Origin of the sequence: Leclercia sp. TB492 (genome assembly GCF_049974505.2) — a bacterium.
Classification (GTDB): domain Bacteria; phylum Pseudomonadota; class Gammaproteobacteria; order Enterobacterales; family Enterobacteriaceae; genus Enterobacter; species Enterobacter adecarboxylatus_C.
In genome coordinates this window covers 4,037,875-4,062,153 of record NZ_CM127572.1, presented here as the reverse complement: position 1 = coordinate 4,062,153, position 24,279 = coordinate 4,037,875, and the positions used below count along the sequence as shown (strand labels likewise).

The window sequence follows — 24,279 nt, the reverse complement described above, 5'->3', positions numbered from 1 at the left end:
CAATCTGTTTAATTAGCAATCATTATCATTTAACTTTCATTTTCGATATATCTGTTTCACTTTCACGAAGGCAAATTATGACCACATCCCGCTACCCCCAACGTGTCCGTAACGACCTGCGCTTTCGCGAGCTGAACGTGCTCCGCGTTGAGCGCGTCAGCGCCGGTTTTCAGCGCATCGTGTTAGGCGGCGAGGCGCTGGAGGGCTTCAGCTCCCTCGGCTTCGACGACCATTCCAAAGTCTTTTTCCCGGAAAAGGGCACGACCTTTGTGCCGCCGGTGGTAACGGACGAGGGCGTGGACTGGGGTGATAGCGTGCGTCCGCAGGCGCGGGATTACACCCCGCTGTATGACGCGGCCCGTCACGAGCTGGCGCTCGATTTCTTCATCCACGACGGTGGGGTGGCAAGCAGCTGGGCGGTAGAGGCGAAGCCGGGAGACACTCTCTCCATCGGCGGCCCGCGCGGTTCGCTGGTGGTGCCGGAAGATTACGCCTGGCAGCTGTACGTCTGCGATGAGTCGGGCATGCCCGCGCTGCGCCGCCGTCTGGAGGCGCTGCGCGCGCTGCCGGTGCGCCCGGAGGTTCACGCCGTGGTGACCGTTGCCGATGCCGCCTGTCAGGACTATCTGGCCCACTTAAGCGAGTTCAACATCAGCTGGGTGGTGGGGCATAACGAGCAGGCGGTTGTGGATCGTCTGGCGACGCTCAGCGTGCCGGCAGAAGATTACTTTATCTGGCTGACCGGGGAAGGGAAGGTGGTGAAAAACCTGAGCCGCCTGTTTGAAACCGACGCCATCGATCAGAAGCTGGTGCGTGCCAGCGCATACTGGCACGCCAAATAATCAGGCCACGTCGTCGAGCTGCGCTTCGCTGACCTGATGTTCGAGCGAGGCGCGCACCTCGTGCAGGGCCTTCTCCTGCTGGGCAAAGTAGGCTTCCATATTGCTCAGCGAGGAGACCAGCAGCCAGGACTCCTCTTTTTCCAGCTCCGCCAGCTCGCTCAACAGGGTGTCGATCTGCTCCCGGACCTGGGCCATCTTTTTGCGGATACGCGTCAGGTCGTTCAGTCTGTCGCTGGCCATCAGCGGCTCCAGCCCCTGATGCAGACGGGCTACCAGGGAGCGGATCGCTTTTACATCGCCACGCTGCTTCGCCTGGTTCAGCTGTACCATCATGGCGTTCGCCTCTTCCTTCAGCTCGTCCGCCACCAGATCCGGGTGACAGAGCTTGCTCGCCTGGCGCCAGAGCCGTTTTAGCTCATTCTGATCCTCTTCCGACAGATCCTTGCCCTTGCGCAGGCGGATCTCCGCTTCATGCTGCTGCTCGCGGTATTTTTCATACTCGTCATTGGCTTCGTCCCGCGCCTGACGGGCGGGCTCCTCTTCGCGGGTTAAGCCTGTTTCCAGCTCCTGGGCTTCGGCCAGCAGGTTGGCGATGAGGTTGCTTTGCTGTTGCAGATGCTTACGCGCCGCGGCGGCCTGCACCGAGTCGGCGGGCAGATCGCGCCAGTGTTGGGTCAGCGTGGTCAGCACCTCCACCGCCTGAGCAACGTACTGCTGGCAGCGGCGATAATCCGCCTCCCGGCGACGCGCCTCCGCCTGCTGGCGGCGCAGATTAAGCTCCGCCAGGGTTTTGCGCAGGGCGAGGATCTGGCTCATCAGCGGGCCGAGACGGGTGAGGTAGATATCGTTAAATTCATCCAGCTGCTGAACGCGGGCGTTACGCCTGTCGATCAGATCGCGCAGGCGTTCTTCCAGCGCTTTCAGCTCCAGCTTGCTGGCGGCCAGCTGCGGATCGCGCCACGTTGTCACGGCACGCTGGCTTTGCAGCCAGTGGGTAATGGCCGCCATCGCCCCGGTGTAGTTTTTCTGCTCAAGCGCCACGACGATCGCCCGCAGCTCCTCGTCAAAGGCTTCGCTTTTCAACCGTGCCAGCTGACTCTCGATGATGTCGTCATCTTCCAGTTCAATGGCATTTTTAATGATTTCCAGCCGTTTGATCGGTGTGCTCATGATGCTTTTCGCTTTGGCGCTTAAGTATTTGAGTTAAGGATAGTTGTCAGGAAAACAACAGGGAATAATACACATGTCTGATGAATGGCGCGACGGGGGAATGCGTTAATTTTGCGCCAGGTAATGGTATGAGGGTTATGCGACTTCCACCTCCAGTACTACGACTTTTCGCGTTTTTTCATAAATCCTGCTTATAGTTACTCTCCGGTATTTAACCGCAATTACACTATTTTTCTGTTCAAATGTTTCAATTAAGTAACATAAAACAACATTTTATGTTTAAGTTGTAGGTTGTTAATGGGGAAAAGTGGAGAAAATGTGTGATCTATCGATAAGCTTGTAGATAGTATTAGCTCTACGTAATATGCATTAGAATATTCGGTAAACAAATATTAGCGCCAGCGATGGCGGGGCGATGATAGTTGTTAACCCTTCACTCCCTTTACATGTTCGTAATCCCATAAAACTGTTGTCCCTGGCAAAGTCATGCAGGAAACAAAAATACTGACTTGTGAATCAAGAGTAATACCATGAAAAATTATGATGATTTGCAGCGTTTTAAGGATAAAACGCGCACCGGTGACATCCACTTTAAGGACCTGTCAGCGCAAAACAAACAGGCCTCAAGCAGCGGCTGGGCGATTATCAACCAGCTGGCGGGTGTGGACAGTGACGCAGTGCTGGCTAAGGCTGGCAGCATTGCGGTGCCCGTGCCGCAGGCCGTTAAGCCCGGCGAACTGGATGCTGCTTTTGCCAGCCTGACGAAGACGCCCGTGGCGGAGCCTGCCGGTTCAGCCACGTCTATCCTGCAGAGCATAACCAGCGGCAGCGCAGATAAAGAGGCGCAGACGCAGCTTCATCCGGCGTCACCCTCTTTGTTCGATCAGCTGCGCCCTGAGGCGGCCCCCCAGGCGGCCGTGAAAGAGACGCCTGTTGCGGCGGCGCCATCCGCTTTCCATTCAGCTCCCGCGCTGGCGCCGGTACCTGCATCTGTACCCGTGTCTGCTGCGGCAGTGAACACGCCGAAACCGGCGGAGCCGGTGCGCTTTGAGCAACTGTTCGCGACTAAAACGTCCGGGCGTGCCAGCCATCCGGTGAAAGATCTTCCGTTACAACCGCTCCTGGAGAAAATCGCTTCATGCCGTTAGTGTGTATTTGCTCGCCAAAAGGCGGAGTAGGGAAAACCACGGTCACGGCCAACCTCGCTTATGCTCTGGCACGTTCCGGCAATAAAGTTCTGGCCATTGACTTCGATGTACAGAACGCGCTGCGTCTGCATTTTGGCGTACCCTTGTCTGACGGGCGCGGCTACGTTGCGCGTGCCAATGAGTCGGCAGACTGGAGCCAGTCGGTGCTGACGGCGGGCAGCAATATGTTCGTCCTGCCCTATGGCGAAGTGACGGAAGAACAGCGCCTGATCTTTGAGCATAATTTGACCAGCGACAGCAACTTCCTGGCGCGAGGCTTAAGCTCCCTGCTGAACTACCCGGGGCTGATCATCCTGGCCGATTTCCCTCCGGGGCCGAACCCGGCGCTGAAGGCGATCTCTCCGCTGGCCGATCTGCATCTGGTGACCCTGCTGGCCGACACCGCATCACTGTCTCTGCTGCCCCACATCGAAAATCACCGGCTGACCGGCGGCGAACCGCCAGAGAACAAGGCCGGATACTATTTCCTGGTTAACCAGAGTGACAACCGGCGCCATATCAGTCGTGACGTCACCGCCTTCTTACAGCAACGCCTCGGTGACCGCCTGCTTGGTGTGATCAACCGGGATGAAAGCGTGCCTGAGGCCAATGCCTCACAGCAATCGATACTGGATTTCAGCGCCACCTCGGCGGCTGCGTTTGATATCGAGCTGGTGAGTAAGCGTATCGCGGGTATTTTGGGTATCCAGGTCGGTGACGGCGCCGTGCACGCCAGCCTGAGAACCTCCAGTTTCTGACGACAATTTCAGGACGTCCTATGAAAAAGGCGCTGTTTTATCTACTGCTATTGGTCTTAGCACCCATCGCCGTATTAATTATTATCACCCCAATGGATAGCCAGAAGCAGTATATCTTCGGTCTAATCACTATCGGGGTACTATTCCTGCTGGGCTTTAGTAAACATCATCGTATATCGATAATCATGATGGTGGTGGCGGTATTAATGTCCACCCGATATATCTGGTTCCGCGCCACGCAGACGCTGCACTTTAATTCCGAAATAGAAACCATACTGGGCATCGGGTTATTTCTTGCCGAGCTCTACATCTGGGTAATTATTATTTTAAGTTACCTGCAAAACCTGTTTCCTCTCCAGCGCAAGATTGTGCCGCTACCCGATGATATGGCGCAGTGGCCGACGGTGGATATCTATATTCCGTCATACAACGAAAGCCTGGAGGTGGTGCGCGATACCGTACTGGCGGCGCAGTGTCTCGATTACCCGGCAGACAAGCTCAAGATCTATCTGCTGGATGACGGTAAACGCAGCGAGTTTGCGGTGTTTGCCGCCAACGTCGGGGTAGGGTACATCACGCGTAACGATAACTCCCACGCCAAAGCCGGTAACCTCAACCATGCCATGAAGCTCACCAAAGGCGAGCTGATCTGCGTCTTTGACTGCGACCACGTGGCGACGCGTATCTTCCTGCAGGCGACGGTCGGGGCCTTCCTGATCGATCCTAAACTGGCGCTGATGCAGACCCCGCACTACTTCTACTCGCCGGATCCGTTCGAGCGTAACCTTTCCGCAGGCCGCGATATCCCTAATGAAGGCCAGCTGTTCTACGGGCAGATCCAGCGCGGTAATGATAACTGGAATGCCACCTTCTTCTGCGGCTCCTGCGCGGTGATCCGTCGCAGCGCGTTAGAGGAGATTGGCGGCTTTGCGGTGGAGACCGTGACCGAAGATGCCCACACCGCGCTGAAGATGCAGCGTCTGGGCTGGAAGTCGGCCTATCTCGATATCCCCCTGGCGGCAGGGCTGGCAACTGAGCGTCTGGTGGTGCACGTCATTCAGCGTACCCGCTGGGCGCGCGGCATGACGTAGATCCTGCGTGTCGATAACCCCCTGTTTGGCCGCGGCCTGAAATGGCAGCAGCGTCTTTGCTATCTGAACGCCATGCTGTCGTTCCAGTTTGCTCTGCCGCGCGTGGCGTTCCTCACCGCCCCGCTGGCTTACCTGCTGTTTAACCTGAACATTATCCACTCCTCGGCGAGCCTGATTTTCGCCTACATGTTGCCGCACCTGTTCCTCTGTATTTATGTGAACTCGCGGGTCAACGGGCGTTTCCGCTACAGCTTCTGGGGGGAGATTTACGACCTGGTGCTGGCTTTCCATCTGGTGTTGCCGACGGTGATTACCCTCATCTTCCCGAAGCGCGGCAAGTTCAACGTGACGGATAAAGGCGCCCTGCTGGATGTGGGCTACTTCGATTTCAGTATTGTCCGCCCGCACCTGATCATTGCGCTCCTGCTGGCGGCAGGGGTCATTGCCGGGATTGTGCGCGCCGTCGCCCACGACTACTTCAGCGTGGACCCGATGGTTATCGCTCTCAACGTCGGCTGGGGCCTCTACAGCCTGATCTTCCTGCTGGCGGCCATTGCCGTGGCGCGGGAAACCCGCCAGACGCGTAAAACTATCCGTATCGATGCCAACGTGCCGGTGGTGATCCACTACGCCAGCGGGATCTCCTCCCGTAGCCATACCCTGGATCTCTCCATGGGCGGCTGCCGTATTGCGGTCGTGGACGATCGTCACCTGACCGATGAAATCGAAGAGATTGAGCTGCAGCTGCAGTCCGGGGCCATCAGTATTCCGGTCAGCGTGATTGCGCACGATGAGCAGTATATTCGCCTGATGTTTGCCGAAATCCCGCTGGATCGCCGCCGCGAACTGGTGCGGGTGGTACTGGCGCGCGCCGATGCGTGGATCAACCCGCCAAAACAGCAGGACAACCCGTTCCGCTCGTTGTTGATCATTATTCGCAGCGTATTCGATCTGTTCTGGCTGACCTGGAAAGACCGTCGTGATAAGCGTCGTCGCAGTCATGAGGACGCACGCCGCAGGAATAAAGCCAACGAGGATACCGCTGTATGAAAGGGATGACCCGTAAAGCGCTGCAGTTGATGCTGATGTTCGGCGTGCTGGTGCAGTCGGTCACGGCGGAAGAGCCGACCACCGTCGAATCGCTGCTGCCGGTGGATCTCCCGCCGCCGGTAACGGACGCCGCGCAGCCCGCTGCTGATGCAGCGCCTGCTGCGGACGAAGCGGTTCCGGCGGCCCTGCCTGCTCCCGATACCCTGCCAGCCTTCCAGACCCCGCCAGTGGCGGAGGCTGTTCCGACGCCGGATGCCGCGCCTGCGATGCCGGCACCGATGGGCATCACTCCTGGCACCACCAGCAGCATCACCGTTGCCCAGATGGGACAGCCAAACGGCGTGGTGTTGAGCGGCGGCCAGCTGCAGGGCGGGATCGATTTTACCCTCTCGGCAGATCAGGTGATCACCAACGCCCAGCTGGAGCTGAACCTGAAGGTCTCCCCGGCGATGGCGGCACGCAACACCACTCTGCAGCTGATGCTCAACGGCCAACCGCTGGGGACGGTGCCGCTGGGCTCCGCCGACAGCAATGTCTCAAACTATCAGCTGGATATTCCGGCGGCGATGGTGGTGTCACGCAACAACATTAGCTTCAAAATCAATGACGGCGATGCGCTGCTGTGCCAGCGCGATCTGTCGGACAGCTACCAGGTCACCATCATGCCGAATACCCGGCTGGATCTGGAGGCGCAGCAGCTGAATATCGGTGCGGATCTGAGTCACTTCCCGCGCCCGTTCCTCGATGAAATGCAGATGACCCCCACCCGGCTGACCTTCGCGTTTCCGGGCAAAACCCTGCCGGAGCAGGTAGGGGCGGCGGCGCTGATCGCCTCCTGGCTGGGCATCGAAGCAGACTATCGCGGTATTTCCTTTGATGCGCTACATGACCAGCTGCCGGAAAAAAACGGCATCCTGTTGGGTAAACCGGGTGAGTCTATCGGTGGGTTAACGCTGCCGGCCTCGAACGGGGCCACGCTGCAGGTGGTCGATAACCCCGTTAACCCGATCTACAAGCTGCTGCTGGTGGTGGGCAATAACGAGCAACAGCTGAGAAGCGCCGCGTGGCGTCTGACGCGTGGGCAGTTCCACGCCCAAACCACCAGCCTGCCGGTTGAGGCGCAGAACATCCCGCTCAGCAAACCCTATGATGCGCCGCGCTGGATCGCCACCGATCGCCCGGTGCTCCTGAGCGAGCTGATGCGTAAGGATCAGAGCCTGACGGTGACCGGCATCTGGCACGAATCGCTGTCCCTGGCATTCCGTGCCGCCCCCGACCTGTTTATGTGGGATGGCGACACCATTCCACTGAAAATTTCCTATCGGTTCCCGTCCGAGAGCTGGATTGACGAGCAGCGTTCGTACCTGTCGATGACCTTCAACGGCGCCTTCCTGCGTAACCTGCCGGTCAATAAACAGGGGCTGCTCGAAAGCCTGTGGCATAAGCTCGGCGGCGATGCGCGCCAGGAGCATATTAATATGCCGCTGGAGCCGTACCTGATCTACGGTGACAACCAGCTGCAGCTCTATTTCAATATTGAGACCAAAGAGGCCGCGCCATGCAGCGTGCTGCTCAATAACAACATCAAGAGCCGTATTGACGAAGACTCCAGCATCGACCTGAGCAAAACACGCCACTTCACACTGCTGCCTAATCTCTCTTACTTCGTCGGTGCGTCGTTCCCGTTCACCCGCCTGGCGGACTTCTCGCAGACGGTGCTGTTGCTGCCGGAGAACCCGAGCGAAAGCGAGATCGGCACCCTGCTGGATCTCTCTGCCCGTTCCGGTAACGCTACCGGCACCGCGCTGAACAATAACCGCGTGATCTTTGGTCTGCCGTCCGGCGGGGCGAACCTGCTGCGCCTGAGCGAAAGCGACGTGCTGGCGGTCTCCTCTCTGGATCAAACCGCCTTTAACCGCGCCCTGCTGGCCCAGTCGCCGTTTGTCAGTAACGAGCACACCTTTGGCGTGCGCGAGCCTAAGCTGCTGGAAAAAGTGCAGAGCTGGCTGGAGGGCGACTGGAACGCGTCGGGGGTTGATGCTGACCGCTACTTCTCGTCGAACGAGTCCTGGCGCGGCTTTGTCAGCTTCCGCTCTCAGTGGAACCCGGAACGTCTGGTGGTGATGGCGATCGGCAGCAACGACGAACAACTCTCCCGTCTGCATACCGACCTCAACTCCGCCCGCATCAATGCCGGGATCCGCGGCGATACGGCGATCATCACCGATGAGAACGGCGTGCGCAGCTTCCGCGTTGGCCCGCAGTTCCCGAGCGGCCAGATGCCCTGGTACATGATGGTGGTGTGGTATGCCACGCAGCACTCCGCCATGCTGGCGATTTTTGGACTGCTGTTCGCGACGATTATTGGCCTGAGCCTCTACTCGTTACTGAAAAAACGCGCGCACAAACGTCTTAACCCACAGGATTCAGATCGTGAGTAAGGGTGGTAACACTATGGAAAATAAAAACAAAACCGCCGGACATCTGCCTGTGCTTTGCCTGTTCAGCGGGCTGGCGATCGGGGGCATCCAGGGTGCCCAGGCGGCGGACGCCGCGCAATCCGCCAATAACCCGGCGCTGAAAGCGTTATTCGACCAGGCGAACTACTGGCACGAAAAATCTCACGATAACCTGGCGATGGAATCGCTGAAAAAAGTGCTGATGGTGGATGCCAACAACACCCAGGCGTTGTACCTGATGGCCCTGTGGTCGCAGCAGGCCGGTGATATCAAAGGGGCGGCCCAGTGGCGCGAGCGCTTAAAGGCGATCTCGCCGCAGGATGCGAATTTGCAGGCGCTGGATAACGCCAAACAGATGCAGCAGGTGCCGCGTGGGCAGCTGGAGCTGGCCCGTCAGCAGGCGCGCAGCGGCAACATTCCCGCCGCGCTGACCACCTGGCAGACCCTGTTCACCGGCAGTCAGCCGCCACCGAGCCTGGCTCCGGAATACTATCTGACCATGGCGGGGGATAAGTCCCTCTATTCGCAGGCGGTAAGCGAGCTGCGTCAGCTGCGGGTGCAGTATCCGCAGGATAACAACGTCAAAGTTGCGCTGGGCAAAGTGCTGACCTATCAGGAAAGCTCCCGTCGCGAGGGGATGAACATCCTGCAGGATCTGGCCAGCGGCAGTCAGGATGCGGATAAATCGCTGCGTCAGGCCCTGCTGTGGCTCGGGCCGCAGGCGGGCGACGAAGCGTATTACCAGACGTACCTCCAGCGTCATCCGAACGATACCGCCGTGCAGGATTACTATCGCAAGAGCATCGGCGGAGCGGCAAAGGGCGAAGGCTATGTGGCGCTGAACAGCGGCAATACCGATACCGCCCGCAGCCAGTTTGAGCAGGTGCTGAAGACCAACCCGGAAGATGCCGATGCGCTGGCCGGGATGGGCTACGTGGCCCTGCGCAAGGGTGACTACGCCGCAGGCGCGCAGTATCTGAGTCGCGCGGCCAGCCTCGGCGGCACCGCTTCTGACGAGCGTAAGCAGCAGGCGCAGGACGCTGAATTCTACGGCCAGCTGGCGCAGGCGCAGGCGGCCTACAAGCAGGGTAACGTCAGCCAGGCGCTGGCCCTGAGCGCCCCTCTGACCCAGCGCAGCGGCGAGCAGGGCGCGGCGGCAAAGCTGTTCCGTGCCGACGTCCAGCGGCATAACAAAGATTACACTGCGGCAGAACAAACCCTGCGCGGCCTGCTGACCGAGCAGCCGAATAACGGCTCGGCGCGGGAAAACCTCTACTACGTCCTGCGCGAGCAGAACAAAACCGCCGAAGCCCAGGCGATGTTGCAGACCCTTCCCGGCAGCCTGCAGGCAAAATTGCAGCCGCGCGTCTCCGGGGGCAACCCGACCGATCCGCTCCGTCGTCAGGCCCAGCAGGCCGCATCCAGCGGCGATCCGCAGCGCGCTATCGCCCTGTTACAGCAGGGCACGGCGCAGTATCCGTCCGATCCCTGGCTGCGTCTGGATTTAGCTCGTCTGCTGCAGAAGCAGGGGCGTAGTGCGGAGGCGGCCAACGTCATGACGCCGGCGTTCCGCCCGAACGCCAGCAACAGTGAACTCTATGCCGCCGCCTTGTTCGCCAGCGAAAACAACGCCTGGCAGCAGTCGCAAACGTTGCTGTCACGCATTCCGGCCTCGAGCCAGAACGGCGATATGCGCGAGCTGTCCCGGCGGGTCAATTACAACCTGCAGATGGACGTCGCCGAACGCTATCTGGCCCAGGGCGACCGGACCGCGGCAGCCAACACCCTGAAAGCGCTGGCGGCACGACCGCCGCAAAGCCCGGCCGATGCCGGCAAGCTGGCGCGAATGCTGGCCCAGAGTGGCGATGTCACCACCGCGGTGAGCGTGGTGCATGACAACATGCGCCGCGGCGTGCAGGGTAACGCCGGGGATTATGCCGATCAGGTGGCGGTTCTGAACCAGGCCGGCCTGGGCAGCGAAGCTCAGGCCTGGCTTGCCAGCCCGGAGCTGCAGTCGCGCAGTACCCCGACCCAGTTGGCGAGCATTCGCAATGGCTACGTGATCAACGAGGCCGATCGTCTGCGCGTGCAGGGCAACTACGCGGCGGCCTACGACAAGCTGATCCGCGCCATGCAAAACGATCCGCAGAACACCGATCTGATGTTTGCCATGGCGCGCGTCTATCAGTCCGGGAAGATGAACAAAGAGGCGGGGGTGGTTTACGACTACCTGATGACCCGCGATACGCCGCAGCAGGATGCGCGCGCCGGGGCGATCGACGTGGCGCTGGCCAGCAACAACGTGGATAAAGCGAAGCAGCTTTCCGCCGGGCTGACCAACGACAGCACTCCGGAACGCTTACTGCTGCTGGCCCGGGTCTCCGAAGCCCAGGGCAATCATCAGCAGGCGATGAGCTACCTGCGCACCGCGCGCGGCAAACTGCTCGGCCTGCAGAACAACAACGGCGAAACGGCGCCGATGTTGGGTGGCCTGGCGCTGGCCGACAACCCGTTTGTCGGGACGTCCAGCACGGGCACAGTGACAGATTCTACGTCACTCTACGGCCAGGCGATGCCGTGGCAGGTGGCGCAGCTGGCTCGTAATCCACAGACCGCGCCGCCGGGCACCGTGCGCACCGATCTGCCGGTGGAAACCGCCCAGGCCGGGACGCTGCGGCAGGTGGATAACATGATGGAGATGCTGGTCGACAAAACCGCCACCTGGGCGCGGGGTTCAACCTCCCTGCGCGCGCGTGACGGTGAAGAGGGGCTGAGCAAGCTGACGGAGATCAAGGCGCCGCTACAGTGGTCCACCGTGCCGTTCGGCGATTCGCGTCTGGATGTTAACGTCACGCCGATCAGCCTCGATGCCGGCACCTCGTCCGATGAATCCAGCCGCCGGTTTGGTACCGGGGCGCTGATCCAGGGAATGGTGGCCGAAGAGCTGTATGACGCCTCCACGACCACGCCGCCTGAGCTGCCGAATATCGACAAAATCAAGGTGCCGTCGCAGGGCTCGCAAAGTGCGCAGGGCGTCGAAGTGGCGATGGCGCTTACCGGCGAGCAGTACAAAATTGATGTTGGATCCACGCCGCTGGGCCAGGATCTGAATACCCTGGTGGGGGGCGTGCAGTGGTCGCCGCAGCTGACGGATTACCTCAAGCTGGTGCTGACCGGCGAGCGTCGCGCGGTGGTGGACAGCCTGCTCTCGTATGTCGGGGTGGAAGACAAGTACAGCGGCAAGAAGTGGGGTCAGGTTACCAAAAACGGCGGCAGCGCCCAGCTGAGCTATGACAATACCGATGCGGGCTTCTACGCCGGGTTTGGCGTGTATGACTACATCGGGGAAAACGTCCCGAGCAATACCAGCGTCAACGGCTCGGCGGGGGTCTACTTCCGTCCGTACTATGCCGCCGATCGCGAGTTAAAAGCCGGCATCAACATGAACTACATGAACTTCGACAAGAACCTGAGCTACTTCAGCTACGGTCAGGGGGGGTATTTCAGTCCGCAGGATTATATCAGCGTCTCCTTCCCGGTGGATTACACCCAGAAGTTCGACAGCTGGAAGCTGGGGCTGGGAGCCTCGGTGGGCTATCAGTCCTACTCCCAGGATGAGAGTCCGTACTTCCCGACGGATAAAGCTATGCAGAATCAGCTGGAAGATTACGTGGCTCGCGGCTTTGCCAAAGAGGCGTTCTACAAAGGCAACAGCGAGAACGGTCTGGGGTACACGCTGCGCGCGTCGACGGACTACAAACTGAATAAAGACATGACCATCGGCGGGCAGGTGGGTTATGACACCTTTGGTGATTACAACGAAAGTACCGCGAGCCTCTACTTCCGCTACCTTCTGGGGAATAAGTAATGAATGACCAACAGCTTTTGCAGTATTACCAGAATCAACAGACGCAGTCGGGTTGGTTTTCGCTGATCCACGTGATGATTGAGAGTATGGTAGCCAACGTCGGCGAAGCGCAGAGCCGCTCGTTCCTCGTGCAGATGGGCGACTCGCTGGGCGAACGCTTCCCGCTGGCGCTGGCCCATACCGTGGGCGATCTCGAAGCGCAGATCAACGCCCGGCTCGCGGCCTTTAACTGGGGCTATATCGATATCGATGCCAGCGACACGGCGATCCGCATCGCGCATACGGCATTGCCGGTTCCGCCTGAAGAGGCGAAGCAGATGGCGTGGAACCACGCCTTCAGCGCGGTGCTGGAGGGGCTCTACGCCCGCTGGCTGCGCGAGCAGGGCGGAAAATCACACGTATCGCTGTGGCGGGAGGCATCCCCCTCGGCTACGGTTATCCATTTCAGATATCAAAATAATCAATAAGGATCGGCCATGTGGCAGCGAAGTAAAACCCTGGTTCTGGTGCTGGGGCTGATATTAAGTCATCAGGCCTTTGCCGGCCCCGCCTGGGACAGCTACAAAGCGCGATTTTTGATGGCGGACGGTCGCATCATTGATACCGGCAACAACAGTGTGAGCCACACTGAGGGGCAGGGCTTCGCCATGATGATGGCGGTGCGTAACAACGATCGCGCCGGTTTTGACAAAATCTGGAACTGGACGAAAAAGAATCTGCAAAACCCGCAGACGGGCCTGTTTTACTGGCGCTTTAACCCGGTAGCGGCCGATCCGATTATGGATAAAAACAATGCCACCGATGGTGATACCTTTATTGCCTGGGCGCTGTTAAAAGCGGGAACCCAGTGGAACGACAGCAACTATCTGAACGCCTCGGATGCCATTACCAAATCGCTGCTGGCCCGCAACGTGATCAGCTTTGCCGGTTACCGCGTGATGCTGCCCGGCGCGAAAGGGTTTAATCTCAACAGCTATGTGAATCTTAACCCGTCCTATTTCATCTTCCCGGCATGGGAAGACTTTGCGAAACGCAGTCATCTGACGGTGTGGCGTGACCTGATCAATGACGGGCAGAAGCTGCTGGTGAAAATGCGTTTCGGCAATACCCAGCTGCCGGCGGACTGGGTTTCTCTCTACGCCGACGGTCACGTGACCCCGGCAAAAGAGTGGCCGGCGCGCTTTAGCTACGATGCGATCCGCGTGCCGCTGTATATCAAGTGGGCGAATGCCTCCAGCCCGCTGATGGCCCCGTATACCGCTTACTGGGGACGCTTTGCCCGTAACCAGACGCCTGCATGGGTGAATGTCACCACCAACGATCCGGCGCCCTATATGATGGAAGGCGGCCTGCTGGCGGTGCGTGATTTGGCGATGGGGCAGCTTCCGGCGGGCGATCCGCAGATTACGGCTCAGGAGGATTACTACTCTGCGAGCCTGAAGATGCTGGTGTCGCTGGCGAAATAAATGCAGTAAAAACCGGCCCGATTACGGGCCGGTAGCAGGATTAATGCGCCAGACCGAAGGTGTATTTGATAATCGCCGACAGGAAGGTGAAGTCCGGATCGGCAAAGGTTACCGCCGTCACGCCCAGGTGATTAAACAGCGGCAGAACCAGCGCCGGCAGGAAGCACAGCAGCAGGCCATTCACGAAGCTCGCCAGTACCGCCCCACGGAACCCACCGGTTGCATTACCAAAGATCGCCGCGCTACCGCCGGTAATAAAGCTCGCCATAATGCCCGGGATAATGATCGGCAGACCGATAAACGGGAAGATCGCCACGCAGCACAGTTCCGCCACAAAGCTCACCAGGAACCCAACCAGTACCGCGTTCGGTGACTTGTCGAACAGCACCATCGGATCCACGGCCGGAACAGAACCCGGCGCCACGACCTGCGAGAAGCCTTTGAAAGCCGGGACGATCTCTTCGGTGAACATCACCACGCCTTTTTTGGCGATATATAACCCGCCCGCGAAGGTGGCGGATTTCTCCAGCAGCCAGACAAAGTAAGGTTTATTCGCCAGCACGTTGTTAAGGAAGGCTTCTTCCGCAAAGATGGAGGAGATCCCCAGCAGGAAGAACATGGTAATAAAGGTCGCCACGTCCGGGTTTTTCAGGAAGCTGAATTTACCGCTGACTTTCACCTCTTCGACGTTGACCGAGGTATCACCAAACCATTTTCCGAGATACGAGCCGATAATATAGGAGCTGGAGGCGGCGTGGGCGATACAGTAATCGTTATGGCCGATAATTTTACGGCTAAAGCGTGACAGGATAGTCGGGAATACCGCCATATACGTGCCGATGACCAGCGAGCCGAAAATAATAGCGAACTGCTCGCTATAACCTAATCCCACCAGGGCGGCGGTCACCGAGAAGGCCATAAAGACGATCAGGTGCAGCGACAGGTAAATAGATTTAAAGCGGGTGTAGCGGGCCAGCAGCACGTTAATGATCATCGCGAAGAACAGGATGAACGCCGCCGGTCGGCCCAGCGTGTCGATGGTCAGCGCCATAATCGCTTCGTTGCTGGGCACGACCCCGCGCAAGCCAAACGCATTGGTAAAGATATCGCTGAACATGGTTAATACGCCGCCGAGAATACTCCCGCCGGTTTTAATTAATACAAAACCAATAAAGGCGAGGAGGGTGCCTTTAATAATGTCGGTGAGGCTACTTCTTTGTAGCGCCAAGCCTAAAAAAGCAATGAACGCGACGATAATCGCGGGCGTGCCAAGTATTTTAATAATGTAATCCACGATAGTTTTCCGTATTTAAGAGATATCAAAATAGTTAATAAAAAATTATCAGGCCGAGCGAATGCCACCATCGTAATGACGCTGGTTATTTTGTTGGCGCTGTAATAATAAAATGTTAAATCCGTGTGTTGGTTTTAAATAAAAGCGCTAATACATGCTCCTCGTTTCTCACACCTGTTAGTTATCTGCACAAAAACCTTACTGTCTGTATGGGCGGATATCTTAACAACTTCCGAAAAGCAAATTGTGATGAAGATATCTAAAACGCTATTTCATTTTACAAAAAATGACGATTCGTTTTTGCAGGGAGAGATGAAACGGGAGAAGGATTCTACTTTTGACGGGTTGGGGAGAGGCGTAGGATGAGGGCGTTGCAGGAGAAACTGCAACCGGGCGCAGGAACCTGAACAACTCGACGGAGGTTGCCTTGTGGCTACGATCCCAACCTTGTGTTATCCCGAATTTGACGAAAGCGTTACTCATCATCTGGTCACTGCACCGCTTCCCGCCACTGCCGTCCTGTTTTTATCCCGCTGGGCTGGTTTCATTACCCCTTGAGGACTTTTTTGCCCAAGGTAAAACAATCGCGCAAAATAATCCTCCACCTGCACAAACATGCTTAGCCTCTCAAAAATAGTGCCATGTTAGTTTACCCCCATTGTTTATTACTGCTTACCATGCCGGTATCCAGATAAGGGTTGCAACACATGGCCAGTTGTTCTTTTTCCTGTCCTCAGATCTATTTTGGCGAAGAGGCGATCACCTCGCTGAGCCAGTTTAATGATAAACGCGTCGCGATTGTCACCGACGATTTTATGGTGACATCAGGTAAAACCCGTTATTTGATTGATTACATGCCCCAGGCATCAGTCTCTATTTTTGGCGAGGTCAAACCCGATCCCGATATTGATATTCTGATCGCGGGAGCGGCACGTTTTAAAACCTTTAAACCTGACGTGATTATTGCTCTCGGCGGCGGTTCCTCGCTGGATGCGGCGAAAGGGATCAAAGTGACGCTGGAAGAGTATTTTACCGATCATCACATCGAACTCATCGCCATTCCCACCACCAGCGGCTCCGGATCGGAAGTGACCGCCTATGCGATCGTTTCCGATCCGCATAACGGGCGTAAATATCCGCTGATCTCCGGACATCTGGTGCCGGATATCGCCATTCTCGATCCGAACCTGGTATTAACCGTGCCGCGCCATGTGGCGGTGGATACCGGTATGGATGTGCTGACCCATGCCATCGAAGCGTTTGTCGCCACTGGCGCGAACGACTTTAGCGATGCGCTGGCGGAAAAGGCCATCGCGCTTACCTGGCGCTACTTGCCGCAGGTGTTTAACGATGAAAAAGACATTGTGGCGCGTACCCATATGCACAATGCCTCCTGCATGGCCGGGATGGCATTTAACGCCGCCGGGCTGGGGCTGGTCCACGGCATGGCCCATGCCATTGGCGGCATGCTGCATATTCCCCACGGCAAAATTAACGCCATGCTGCTGCCGATTGTGATCGACTTCAACAGCCAGCAGGTCGCTGCACACACCCGCGATCGCTACCACCGCTGCGCGCAGATCATGGGGATCGAGCATGCCGCTCCCGGGCAGGCTATCACGCAGATGACGCAGGCTATCCGTCAGATTAACCGCCATTTCGGTATTCCCGCCACGCTGAGCGAGTTGGGCATTGACCGGGCGAAAATCAGCGCGCTGCGAGCGGCACTGGTGAGTTCCGCGCTGGCCGATGGATGCACCGCGTCGAACCCACGGTCTGCTAACGCCCGGGACGTTGAAGCGCTGCTTGATCAGGTGACGGGCTAACGGGACACATTTGTCCTGCTCGCATGAAGCGGGCAAAAAAGTCCTGTTGATCAACAAATATCGGGCGTCGTGACTCCCTATCCTGATGAACAGACGCTCAGTAACCACGCGATAACCCAATAACCAGGTCGTTTCCGTTATGAATTACACCGAACAACAAGCTGAATGGATCACTCAGCAAATCCTTCAGGAACTCGCCACCGGTAAAAGCCCGGCTGCGCCCGTCGCCGCACCCGTTGCGCTGGATATTCCGGTGGGCGTGTCTAACCGCCACGTTCACTTGTGCCGGGAAGATATGGACATCCTGTTTGGCTACGGCTCCACGCTGACCCGTTTTAAAGCCGTCAAACAGCCCGGGCAGTATGCGGCCGAAGAGATGGTGACGCTGCGCGGCCCGAAAGGCGAGCTGAGCAAAGTGCGGGTATTAGGCCCGTTGCGTAATACCACCCAGGTGGAGATCTCCGTCGCCGATGGTTTTGCGCTGGGTGCCCAGGCGCCGGTGCGGATGTCGGGCGATCTACTGGATTCGCCGGGAATTGACATCATCGGCCCGAAAGGGCGAGTGGTGAAGCACAACGGCATGATTGTCGCCTGGCGGCATATCCACATTTCACCTCAGGAAGCCGAGCTGCATGGCCTGCGCGACGGGATGGAAATCGACGTTCAGACCAACGGCCCACGCGGCGGCGTGCTGAGCCACGTGGTGGTGCGCGTCACGGCGGATGCGGTGCTGGAACTGCATATTGATGTGGAAGAGGCCAACGGTTTCGGTCTGCGCAATGGCGACAGGGTGCGCGGTATCAAACAGGATGTGCGTCATGGCTGACAACCCCGAAAACCGCCGATTGCACGCCCTGGCTGCCCTGATTGACAGCGGTGAATGTCGGCCCTGCACCGGTGCGTTGAAGGTGGGGGTGGATCTCGGTACGGCCAATATCGCGATAGTGGTGGTGGATGAAGATAACCAGCCGGTGGCAGGAGTGACCTACCCCTCCAGCGTAGTGAAAGACGGCGTGGTGGTGGATTACCTCACCGCCAGCCGGGTCGTATCGCGACTGAAAAGCCTTCTCGAAGAAAGGCTGGGCCGCACCCTCGATCGCGCGGCAACCGCCATTCCGCCGGGCATTTCCGACGGCAACACAAAGGTGATCGTTAACGTTGTGGAGTCGGCGGGCTTTACCGTCACTAACGTGCTCGATGAGCCGGTGGCGGCCGCCAGCGCGTTGAATATTAAAAACGGTGCGGTGGTGGATGTCGGAGGCGGAACTACCGGAATGAGCATTTTAAAAAGTGGCAAAGTGACCTTTAGCGCCGATGAACCCACTGGTGGCAGCCATATGACGCTGGTTATCGCGGGGGCGCTCGACCTTGAATATGCCGAGGCGGAAGCGATGAAAAAAGATCCGGCGCTGGAAGCGCAGGTCTTTACCCTGGTGCTGCCGGTGGCGCAAAAAATGGCCAGCCTGGTATCGGGATGGCTCACCACGCAGCGGGTGAAAAATATCTATCTGGTGGGCGGCGCCAGTAGCTTCAGCCAGTTTGCCGCGGTGTTCAGCAAATACACCGGCAAAAACGTGGTTCCGTCGGTGGAGCCACTGTTAGTGACGCCGTTAGGTATCGCAATGAATGCGGGGTAAATGAGAGCAGATGGACAGCCAGACCTTATCGCAGCTGCTTGACCGGGTGATCGCCGAATTGCTGGCGCAGTCCGTGGCGCAAAAAAATGTTCGCGTGGTGGTGACCGGTGACGACCTTTCTTCGCTCCCTGAAACCCTGAACTGTCTCGCGGCGCTGGAGCAGGCGGGCTATGCGCTATGGGTGAGTTTTTCCCACAGCGCCAGCCAGTCGGCGCTGAAAGCGGCCTGCATCTACGCGTTACGCCAGCGCGGCTCCCGCGCCGGATTCGACCGCCAGCGCGCAGATTACGATGCCCTCTATTTACCGGCACTTTCGGTCAACAGCATGAGCAAAATCGCGCTGGGTATCCGCGACAACTTGGCATGCGAGGCGGTATTTCAGGCCTTGCAGCAGCGTAAACAGGCGATCGCCACGCTGCATCCGCAGTGCCATGACAACCGCTTGCCGCTGACGCTGTTGGCCCGGCTGGCCGGTTACGCTCAGGTACTGGAAAGCTACGGCGTGAAGATTGCTGGCAAAAAAATGGCCCACGTCGATCCTGACCCGGTAAGCCTGTCCGTACCCTCCACCAGCCTGCCAACCGCCGGGAAAAAACGCTTAATTACCCTGCGCGATATTCGCCTGCTTGCCCCCGGCGAAGAGCTGTGGGTCGAGCGCGATACGCTGATCACCCCTGCCGCCAAAGATGAAATCTCGCGGCGCAATCTCACCCTTATTTACGGCTAGCCGGAGGAAGTATGTACCTCGCAAAAGTCACGGGTGCGTTGGTTTCCACTACCAAACACACCTCTCTGAATGGCTCGAAACTGCTGATGGTGGCGCGCCTGGATGAAAACTATCAGCCTACCGGCCACGCTCAGGTGGCCGTGGATACCGTCGGCGCGGGTAACGGCGAGATTGTTATCGTGACCACCGGTAGCTCGGCGCGGATGAGCAACAGCAAAGAGCACTCGGTGATTGATGCTGCCGTGGTGGGCATCGTCGACTCGCTTGAACTGAACGGCAAATAGCGGCGATCCAGGGAGAATAAGGTATGGCTACACACGATGCTGTGCTCGACAACTGGATCAATGACGCCATCGCTACGCAAATTCCGGAGCGGCAAATGTCCCTGAGCCTGGACGATGCTGAACTGCTGGCGAAGCTGGTGCGGGAGGCCGCTACGGCCTGCCATGTGCCTGTTGTTTTCAGCCTGGCGGATGCCTGCGGGCATCAGCGGTTTTTTTTCAGCATGGATCGCGCTCTGCTGGTGAGCCATACCCTGGCACCGCAAAAGGCCTGGACCGCCGTGGCGCTAAAGATGGCGACGCATGAACTGGCGAGGCGGGTACAGCCGGGCGGAGAGTTATACGGTCTTGATAAAGAAAAAGGGATCTGTTGCTTCGGCGGCGGGTTTCCCTGCTGGTCAGGCGGACGCCTGCTCGGCGGGATTGGCGTCAGCGGCGGCAGCGTGGAAGACGATATGCGTATCGCCCGCCAGGCGATGGCGCGGTTTAGCGCGCTGCGTTTTCCCCTCGCAATAACCTGTTAATTTTCATCGCAGTCCATATCAGGGGTCATCATGTCCTTAGCTTGTGTATTAGTCATTAACTGTGGTTCTTCTTCGATGAAGTTCTCGGTCATCCCCCAGGATGCCGATCGGCCGGTGCTGTCTGGGCTGGCGGAGCGGTTGGGGATTGATCGTGCCACCATCACCTTTAAAGATCGCGACGGTAATTCATCCAGCATGGCGCTGGCGGAAGCCAGCCATCAACATGCGTTAGACGTCCTGTTCGGGAAGCTCGCGGAGCGGCAACTGCTGAACAGCCTTACCGCCATCGGTCATCGCGTGGCGCACGGTGGGAGTGATTTTAAACGCTCGGTGCGGGTGACCGACGAGGTGATTGAAAAAATCCGTGCGCTGTCGGCCCTGGCGCCGCTGCACAATCCCGCCAACCTGATCGGCATTGAGGCGGCGCGTGCGCTGCTGCCTGCGCTACCGCAGATTGCAGTGTTCGATACCGCGTTCCATCAGACGTTATCCCCGGCCGCCTATACCTACGCCATTCCGCTGGAGTACCAGCACGATTATCAGGTGCGTCGCTACGGTTTCCACGGCACCTCCCATCGCTATATCGCCAGCGAAGCGCTGAACGCGCTGGAACTTGACCCGGCAGATCACGGTATCGTGATTGCTCATCTGGGGAATGGCTCTTCCCTTTGCGCCGTACAGAACGGCGAGAGTGTCGATACCTCAATGGGCATGACGCCGCTGGAGGGGCTGGTGATGGGCACACGCTGCGGCGATCTGGATTTTGGTGCCGCCGCCTATCTGGCGAAGTGCACCGGGCAGCCTGTCGATGCGCTGTACAAAATGGTCAACAACCAGTCCGGCTTACTGGGGATTTCAGGGTTATCCAGCGATTGTCGTACGTTGCAGGAAGCCCGGGCGGCGGGGCATGCGCGGGCGACGCTGGCCATCGAGGTGATGGTACACCGCCTGGCCCGGCATATCGGCGGCCATGTCACGGCGCTTAAACGCTTCGACGCCCTGATTTTTACCGGCGGCATTGGCGAGAACTCGGCGCTGATCCGTGAACTTACCGTACAACGCCTCCAGGCGTTGGGGCTGGAGCTGGATAACGCGCGCAATCAGCAGTTATTCGGTGGCCGCGGCGGGCTGATTTCCAGAACGGGCTCGACAAAGATTGCGGTTATCCCGACCAATGAAGAAAAAATGATTGCCACAGATGCGGCGGACCTCGCCCGTTGCGCGGCATAGAAATAAGGCGGTTATTGCCGCAGGCAGGTGGATTTTATTGTCGGGAAGATGATCCTGAAAACAAGATAGTCCGGCTAGCGCGCAAAACATTTTGTCCGAATAACCTTAGTATCAGAATGCATAAATAATTAACGCACAGGGCCAATCTATGGATTGCTATTCCTGTGTGCACATTTTCTTTCAAGCGGAAATATCGAGGTTGGTATGCAACAAGAAGCATTAGGAATGGTTGAAACGAAAGGCCTGGTCTCGGCAATCGAAGCAGCAGACACCATGGTGAAATCCGCCAACGTGACCCTGGTGGGCTATGAAAAAATCGGTTCCGGCCTGGTAACTGTGATGGTTCGCGGCGATGTAGGGGCCGTAAAAGCCGCTACTGACGCCGGGTCTGCCGCTGCGGGTAAAGTGGGCGAACTGGTCTCCGTACACGTTATTCCGCGTCCGCACATTGAGGTGGAAAAAATTCTGCCGAAGGCCGTCGGTTAATAACAAAAAAGGATACTGATCATGAGAGATAATCTTGTTGAGCAGATTATATCTGACGTAATGAATAAACAAACCGACACGAAGCCGAAGGCTAAAACCGCCGCCAACTTTGCCGGTTGCGGAATTACGGAATTTGTCGGCACTGCGTTGGGGCACACTATCGGCCTGGTGATTGCCAATGTCGATAATCAGTTGCATGAAATTATGAATATCGACAAGAAATATCGCTCGATCGGTATTCTGGGGGCACGTACCGGCGCAGGTCCGCAAATTTTTGCGGCGGATGAAGCCATCAAAGCGACCAACAGTGAAATTATCTCTATCGAGCTGGCTCGCGACACGGAAGGTGGCGGCGGGCACGGCTGCTTAATTATTTTTGGCGCGTCTGATGTTTCCGACGTCAGACGTGCGGTGGAAGTTGCGCTGGCAGAAATTGAACGCACCATGGGCGACGTCTACGGCTCGCCGGCAGGCCACCTTGAATTTCAATACACCGCACGCGCCAGCTATGCGCTGCATAAAGCGCTGGGCGCGCCGATTGGCAAATCCTTCGGGATGACCTGTGCCTCGCCTGCGGCGATTGGCCTGGTGATTGCTGATGCTGCGGCGAAATCCGCCGTTGTTGACCCGGTGGGCTACGCCAGTCCGTCGAAAGGCACGAGCTTCAGTAACGAAGTGATCTTTACCTTTTCCGGTGATTCCGGCGCGGTACGCCAGGCGGTGATTGCTGCACGAGAAGTGGGGCTGCAACTGCTCTCCACGCTAGATCCGGCGGAAATTAAATCCACCACGACGCCGTATATCTAAGCCGCGGGAGACGACGCGCGACGCGGTCGGTAGTAAGGAATTTAAAGATGAATGATATTGAAATCGCTCAGGCTGTCTCGACCATTCTGAGCAAATTCACCAAAGCAACACCGGATACGGTTCCGGCAGTGACTCCCGCCACCTCAGAGGCAGGGCGGGTTGAAGGCCTGGATGATATCGTCGCTAAGGCGCTGGCGCAGCAGCAGTCCGGGCGCGCCGCCAGTGCACCGTCTCAGGTCGCAAGTGCCGGAACGGGCGCATTCGAGACCATAGACGAGGCGATTTCAGCGGCCGTGCTGGCGCAGGTGCAGTATCGCCACTGTTCTATGCAAGATCGTGCCACGTTTATTAATGGCATTCGCGATGTCTTCCTGCAGGAGGATGTGCTGCGCGCCATTTCCCGTATGGCGGTGGACGAAACCGGCATGGGGAATTACGAGGACAAACTGATTAAAAACCGCGTCGCCGCGCTGAAAACGCCAGGTCTCGAAGACCTGGCCACCCGCGCGATAACCGGAGACGGGGGGTTAACGCTGATCGAGTACTCTGCGTTCGGGGTGATTGGTTCGATTACACCCACCACTAATCCGACCGAGACCATCATTAACAACAGCATCAGCATGCTGGCGGCGGGCAACACCGTGGTGTTTAGTCCCCACCCGCGTTCGCGGAAAGTCTCGCTGTACGCGGTTGAGCTTATCAATCACAAGCTGGCTCAGCTGGGCGCGCCGGCAAATATGGTCGTCACGGTGACGAAACCCTCTATCGAAAACACTAACGCCATGATCAACGACCCGCGCGTCAACATGCTGGTGGCTACTGGCGGTCCGGCCATTGTAAAAACCGTTATGTCATCCGGCAAGAAAGCGATTGGCGCAGGCGCAGGCAACCCGCCAGCGGTGGTGGACGAAACGGCGGATATCGAAAAAGCAGCGTGCGATATCATCAAAGGTTGCAGCTTTGACAACAACCTGCCGTGCGTGGCCGAAAAAGAGGTGATTGTGGTGAATCAGGTGGCTGATTATCTGATCCACTGCATGAAGAAAAGCGGCGCGTATCTGCTGTGCGACAAGAAGCTGATACAGCAATTGCAGACCCTGGTGCTGAACGAAAAAGGCACCGGGCCGAATACCGGCTTTGTCGGTAAAGATGCACGTTACATCCTTCAACAACTGGGTATCACCGTGGGTGATGACATTAAAGTCATCTTAATCGAGACGGATAAAAACCATCCCTTTGTGGTGCATGAGCTGATGATGCCGGTCCTGCCGGTGGTACGCGTCGATAACGTTGATGAAGCCATCGAACTGGCAGTGCACGTAGAGCACGGCAATCGCCATACCGCGATTATGCACTCCACCAACGTCGAAAAGCTGACCAAAATGGCGCGCCTGATCCAGACCACCATCTTTGTGAAAAATGGTCCCTCTTATGCGGGGATCGGGGTGGGTGGCGAAGGGCATGCCACCTTTACGATCGCCGGGCCGACCGGTGAAGGGCTTACGTCAGCACGCGCGTTTGCACGGCATCGTCGCTGCGTAATGGTTGAAGCGTTGAATATTCGCTAACCATCGTG

Annotated in this window: 19 protein-coding genes and 1 pseudogene; 18 read left to right on the top strand and 2 right to left on the bottom strand. The window is 57.8% G+C overall.

Translation table 11 applies throughout. The annotated features are described in order from the left end of the window. Window positions 1-77: 77 nt before the first annotated feature. Window positions 78-842, top strand: a complete 765-nt coding sequence (locus ACP4QI_RS19195; RefSeq protein WP_426495767.1) for a siderophore-interacting protein — start codon at window positions 78-80, stop codon at window positions 840-842. On the opposite strand, the gene ACP4QI_RS19190 is transcribed toward ACP4QI_RS19195, so the two are convergent. Continuing rightward, window positions 843-2,012: a DNA repair protein gene (locus tag ACP4QI_RS19190; protein ID WP_426495768.1), complete on the bottom strand. Its 1,170-nt coding sequence runs from the start codon at window positions 2,010-2,012 to the stop codon at window positions 843-845. 530 nt (window positions 2,013-2,542) lie between these two features. Between ACP4QI_RS19190 and bcsO the strand changes: the two genes are divergently transcribed. From bcsO to ACP4QI_RS19155, 7 genes and pseudogenes are all read left to right on the top strand, one after another. Further along, window positions 2,543-3,160 carry a cellulose biosynthesis protein BcsO gene (gene bcsO, locus ACP4QI_RS19185; RefSeq protein WP_426495769.1) on the top strand — a complete coding sequence of 206 codons (618 nt, stop codon included), beginning with the start codon at window positions 2,543-2,545 and terminating at the stop codon, window positions 3,158-3,160. Next, on the top strand, window positions 3,151-3,957 hold the full coding sequence (gene bcsQ, locus ACP4QI_RS19180; protein WP_142487169.1) for a cellulose biosynthesis protein BcsQ: 807 nt from the start codon (window positions 3,151-3,153) through the stop codon (window positions 3,955-3,957). Before bcsO ends, bcsQ begins: the two co-directional genes overlap by 10 nt. Before the next feature lie 20 nt (window positions 3,958-3,977). Further along, window positions 3,978-6,098: pseudogene (bcsA, locus tag ACP4QI_RS19175) on the top strand (UDP-forming cellulose synthase catalytic subunit). Continuing rightward, window positions 6,095-8,539: a cellulose biosynthesis cyclic di-GMP-binding regulatory protein BcsB gene (gene bcsB, locus ACP4QI_RS19170; protein WP_426495770.1), complete on the top strand. Its 2,445-nt coding sequence runs from the start codon at window positions 6,095-6,097 to the stop codon at window positions 8,537-8,539. Before bcsA ends, bcsB begins: the two are co-directional and overlap by 4 nt. 13 nt (window positions 8,540-8,552) lie before the next feature. Further along, window positions 8,553-12,425 carry a cellulose biosynthesis protein BcsC gene (locus ACP4QI_RS19165; RefSeq protein WP_426495771.1) on the top strand — a complete coding sequence of 1,291 codons (3,873 nt, stop codon included), beginning with the start codon at window positions 8,553-8,555 and terminating at the stop codon, window positions 12,423-12,425. Then, on the top strand, window positions 12,425-12,892 hold the full coding sequence (gene bcsD / locus ACP4QI_RS19160; RefSeq protein ID WP_285111612.1) for a cellulose biosynthesis protein BcsD: 468 nt from the start codon (window positions 12,425-12,427) through the stop codon (window positions 12,890-12,892). Before ACP4QI_RS19165 ends, bcsD begins: the two co-directional genes overlap by 1 nt. Before the next feature lie 9 nt (window positions 12,893-12,901). Next, window positions 12,902-13,891, top strand: coding sequence for a glycosyl hydrolase family 8 (locus tag ACP4QI_RS19155; RefSeq protein WP_142487165.1), 990 nt, complete (start codon window positions 12,902-12,904; stop codon window positions 13,889-13,891). Window positions 13,892-13,931: 40 nt separating this feature from the next. Here the strand turns inward: ACP4QI_RS19155 and ACP4QI_RS19150 are convergent, their stop codons facing one another. Then, window positions 13,932-15,185 (bottom strand): PTS ascorbate transporter subunit IIC, encoded by a 1,254-nt coding sequence (locus ACP4QI_RS19150; RefSeq protein WP_142487164.1) that lies wholly within the window; start codon window positions 15,183-15,185, stop codon window positions 13,932-13,934. 707 nt (window positions 15,186-15,892) lie between these two features. Here ACP4QI_RS19150 and ACP4QI_RS19145 point away from each other — a divergent pair. The 10 genes from ACP4QI_RS19145 (at window position 15,893) to ACP4QI_RS19100 (ending at window position 24,271) form a co-directional block, all read left to right on the top strand. Then, window positions 15,893-17,011, top strand: a complete 1,119-nt coding sequence (locus ACP4QI_RS19145; RefSeq protein ID WP_142487163.1) for a 1-propanol dehydrogenase PduQ — start codon at window positions 15,893-15,895, stop codon at window positions 17,009-17,011. 139 nt (window positions 17,012-17,150) lie between these two features. Continuing rightward, on the top strand, window positions 17,151-17,837 hold the full coding sequence (locus tag ACP4QI_RS19140; protein ID WP_142487162.1) for a phosphate propanoyltransferase: 687 nt from the start codon (window positions 17,151-17,153) through the stop codon (window positions 17,835-17,837). After that, window positions 17,830-18,648, top strand: a complete 819-nt coding sequence (gene eutJ, locus ACP4QI_RS19135; protein WP_142487161.1) for an ethanolamine utilization protein EutJ — start codon at window positions 17,830-17,832, stop codon at window positions 18,646-18,648. The genes ACP4QI_RS19140 and eutJ overlap by 8 nt, the downstream gene beginning before the upstream one ends. 10 nt (window positions 18,649-18,658) lie before the next feature. Then, window positions 18,659-19,375, top strand: coding sequence for a flavoprotein (locus ACP4QI_RS19130; RefSeq protein ID WP_426495772.1), 717 nt, complete (start codon window positions 18,659-18,661; stop codon window positions 19,373-19,375). A gap of 11 nt (window positions 19,376-19,386) precedes the next feature. Beyond that, on the top strand, window positions 19,387-19,659 hold the full coding sequence (locus ACP4QI_RS19125) for a EutN/CcmL family microcompartment protein (RefSeq protein ID WP_142487159.1): 273 nt from the start codon (window positions 19,387-19,389) through the stop codon (window positions 19,657-19,659). Window positions 19,660-19,682: 23 nt separating this feature from the next. Next, window positions 19,683-20,180 (top strand): GlcG/HbpS family heme-binding protein, encoded by a 498-nt coding sequence (locus ACP4QI_RS19120; protein ID WP_285129120.1) that lies wholly within the window; start codon window positions 19,683-19,685, stop codon window positions 20,178-20,180. Between the two features lie 30 nt (window positions 20,181-20,210). Then, window positions 20,211-21,410, top strand: coding sequence for a propionate kinase (gene tdcD, locus ACP4QI_RS19115; protein ID WP_142487157.1), 1,200 nt, complete (start codon window positions 20,211-20,213; stop codon window positions 21,408-21,410). 204 nt (window positions 21,411-21,614) lie between these two features. After that, window positions 21,615-21,896 carry a propanediol utilization system shell hexameric protein GrpH gene (gene grpH / locus ACP4QI_RS19110; protein ID WP_002438304.1) on the top strand — a complete coding sequence of 94 codons (282 nt, stop codon included), beginning with the start codon at window positions 21,615-21,617 and terminating at the stop codon, window positions 21,894-21,896. Between the two features lie 21 nt (window positions 21,897-21,917). After that, window positions 21,918-22,703, top strand: coding sequence for a propanediol utilization microcompartment protein GrpI (gene grpI, locus ACP4QI_RS19105; RefSeq protein WP_142487156.1), 786 nt, complete (start codon window positions 21,918-21,920; stop codon window positions 22,701-22,703). 47 nt (window positions 22,704-22,750) lie between these two features. Beyond that, window positions 22,751-24,271 carry an aldehyde dehydrogenase family protein gene (locus tag ACP4QI_RS19100; RefSeq protein WP_426495773.1) on the top strand — a complete coding sequence of 507 codons (1,521 nt, stop codon included), beginning with the start codon at window positions 22,751-22,753 and terminating at the stop codon, window positions 24,269-24,271. Window positions 24,272-24,279 lie beyond the last annotated feature (8 nt).